Source organism: Paenibacillus ihuae, from assembly GCF_001368795.1.
GTDB classification, from domain to species: Bacteria; Bacillota; Bacilli; order Paenibacillales; family Paenibacillaceae; genus Paenibacillus_AQ; species Paenibacillus_AQ ihuae.
On sequence record NZ_LN831198.1, the window covers coordinates 4,052,155 to 4,054,794 of the forward strand.

The window sequence follows — 2,640 nt, forward strand, 5'->3', positions numbered from 1 at the left end:
ACACGCTGGAGCCTTCCTCCCGGACATTAATTTCATCCTCTTCCTCCAGCAGCAGCTTGAACGCAATCCACAACAGCAGAATTCCCCCGCCGGCTTGGATGTATGGGATTTTAAGCAGCAGTACTGCTACGAAGGTCAATAGGCACCTCAGTGCCACAGCCCCAGCCGCCCCCCACCATACCGCCGTTTTACGGTGTTTCTCCGGCAGATTTTTGCTGGCCATTGCTATGACCATTGCGTTATCCCCGCTCAGCACAAGATTGATCATCAGTATTTCACCAAGCAGCACTACGGAATCCATTTGTTATTACCTCCCCGGGCTACATGTATTACATGTATGTCCACAGCAGGCAAGCTATGCTTCCTGTCCGTTTTTTTTGCGGGAGGATGAATGTCAGGGGCCATTTTAGCGTATACAAAACTATACCGTGGCAATTTCGAACAACGCAATCTCTCTATGGGTTCTAAGGTGTAGACAAACAAACATTAGGAGTGACCTTGGCTTGAACACAACCTTAACGGATTTTATATTGCCGCTGCTGAACATTATTTTTCTTGATCTGATTCTGGCGGGAGACAATGCTATTGTGATCGGACTTGCCGCCCGCAATCTGCGCGGAGACACCCAGAAAAAAGCCATTCTGCTTGGCACTGGCGGAGCCATTATCCTGCGGATCATTGCCACTATCCTGGTAGTCTGGCTGCTGAAAGTACCCTGGCTTCTGCTGTTCGGCGGACTGCTGCTGATTCTGATTGCCTACAAGCTGCTAACCGGCGAGAACAATGAAGAAGCAGGTGACATTCAGGCCGGAGGAACCCTGTGGGCTGCCGTGCGGACGATTATTGTGGCCGATGCAGCCATGGGTCTCGACAACGTCATTGCGATTGCAGGAGCTGCCAATCACAACATCACACTTGTTATTGTGGGACTGCTGATCAGTGTACCGATCGTAGTCTGGGGCAGCACCCTTTTTATTAAGCTGATTAACAGATATCCCTGGATCATCTATATCGGTTCCGCTGTGTTAGGCTATACCGCCTCGACCATGATTACCGGGGAAAAGAAGCTCGAGCCTTTTTTCGGCCAGCATCCGGTGCTCCATGTTCTCTTCATCGTTCTGGTCATTGCGGGCATTCTGGCTGCCGGACACTGGAAGCGGCACCTTGATCATAAGAAGATTCCCCATAGCGGGACTTCAGGCTGAAGCTTGGTTAGAACCACTCCTCCTGCAGCCCGGCTTGAACCGTAACCACATCGCTGGGCTTCTCATCACCGTAAGGCGTAATGGAGAGGGTCTCCGTACCTGCAACCGCTGCATCCAGCCGTGCTGAATATCCCGGCAATGTAGCTTCAATCTTTTCCACGATCCGCAGATTGGGATTGGTTGTAGGTGATTTCGGGACAAACAGTGTGCAGCAGTCCTCATAAGGCAGAATCGACAGATTATAAGTACCGATGGTTTTGGAAAGCTCCACGATTTCGCTCTTGTCCATCATGACCAGCGGACGAAGCAGCGGAAGCACAGTAGCACGGCCGATGGCGTTCATGCTGGACAAAGTCTGGCTGGCAACCTGCCCGAGGCTGTCCCCGGTGACCACCGCTAGAGCACCCTCACGCTCAGCCAGCTGTGTAGTAATTCTCAGCATCGCCCGGCGCATCAGCGTAATAATCAGATTATCCTGGCCAATCCCGGTAAAAGAGGTCTGCACCTCTGTAAACGGAACCAGGTGCAGCTTGATTACGCCCGCGTAACGCGACAGTATACGCGCAAGATCCACCACCTTCTGCCGGGCTAGCTCACTTGTGTAAGGATAGCTGTAGAAGTGGACGCATTCTACTTCCAGCCCGCGGCGCATCGATGACCACCCTGCTACCGGACTGTCTATGCCGCCGGAGAGAAGAAGCATCGCCTTCCCGTTAGTCCCCAAAGGAAACCCTCCGACACCGGCAATTTGCTCACAGAAGATAAAAGTATGCCCCTCGCGGATTTCAAGCTTCAGCTCAAGCTCCGGCGACTTCACATCCACCAGCAGCCCCGGGTATCCCTGAAGCAGCGGTGTGGCGATCAGCTTGTTCATCTCAATCGAGCCATGCGGGAAGTCCTTCCACACGCGCCGCGCACTTACCTTGAACGTAGTTCCCTGTGCCGGGGCAATAATTTCAAGAAATGTCCGGCTGACTGCCAGAATATCCTCAAACTCAGAGCGTGATACCTTGACCGGGCTTATCGAAGCGATGCCAAAAACATTCTTCAGCGCCTCCGCAAGCTCGCGGGCCGGTTCACCGTTCAGCGTCACATAAATCCGCCCGAATTCTTTGCTCAGCACTGCCTTCGGATAGGGTTTAACCATCTCCTTCACATGCCGCAGCACCGTCTTTTCAAAACGGGTACGGTTTTTCCCCTTTAAAATAAACTCCCCGAACCGCAACAGCAGCATATCGGCATATTCTATACTGCTTCCGCCGCTTGTTGCGGCTGCAGTCTCCCGATCTCTCATCATTTCGTGCCCCTCTGAACAATCTTCAAAGTTTGTACAGCTGTCAGCAGCGCCTGCTCCAGAGCAGCCACATCCGCCTCCGTATGGCTGTCACCTAAGCTGATACGGACCCCGCCGAGTGCTTCAGCTGCATTTCTGCCC

General features: G+C 52.9%; 3 protein-coding genes and 1 pseudogene. 1 reads left to right on the plus strand and 3 read right to left on the minus strand.

All coding sequences use genetic code 11. The annotated features are described in order from the left end of the window. Positions 1-301 (minus strand): TerC family protein (locus AQR02_RS18730; protein ID WP_425339989.1); only part of this gene is annotated, 301 nt, incomplete at its 3' end. A gap of 202 nt (positions 302-503) precedes the next feature. Between AQR02_RS18730 and AQR02_RS18735 the strand changes: the two genes are divergently transcribed. Beyond that, entirely contained in the window at positions 504-1,205 is a 702-nt protein-coding gene (locus AQR02_RS18735; RefSeq protein ID WP_054941771.1) for a TerC family protein, read from the plus strand. Positions 1,206-1,212: 7 nt separating this feature from the next. On the opposite strand, the gene thiI is transcribed toward AQR02_RS18735, so the two are convergent. After that, a complete protein-coding gene (gene thiI, locus AQR02_RS18740) occupies positions 1,213-2,499 on the minus strand; it encodes a tRNA uracil 4-sulfurtransferase ThiI (RefSeq protein ID WP_054941772.1) in 1,287 nt (428 codons plus the stop codon). After that, positions 2,499-2,640: pseudogene (locus AQR02_RS34575) on the minus strand (cysteine desulfurase NifS); the annotation flags it as partial. The gene thiI and the pseudogene AQR02_RS34575, both read right to left, overlap by 1 nt.

Bases quoted from the DNA above. Each gene is read 5' to 3' on its own strand.
- thiI (WP_054941772.1), bottom strand. From the start codon at position 2,499: ATGAGAGATCGGGAGACTGCAGCCGCAACAAGCGGCGGAAGCAGTATA.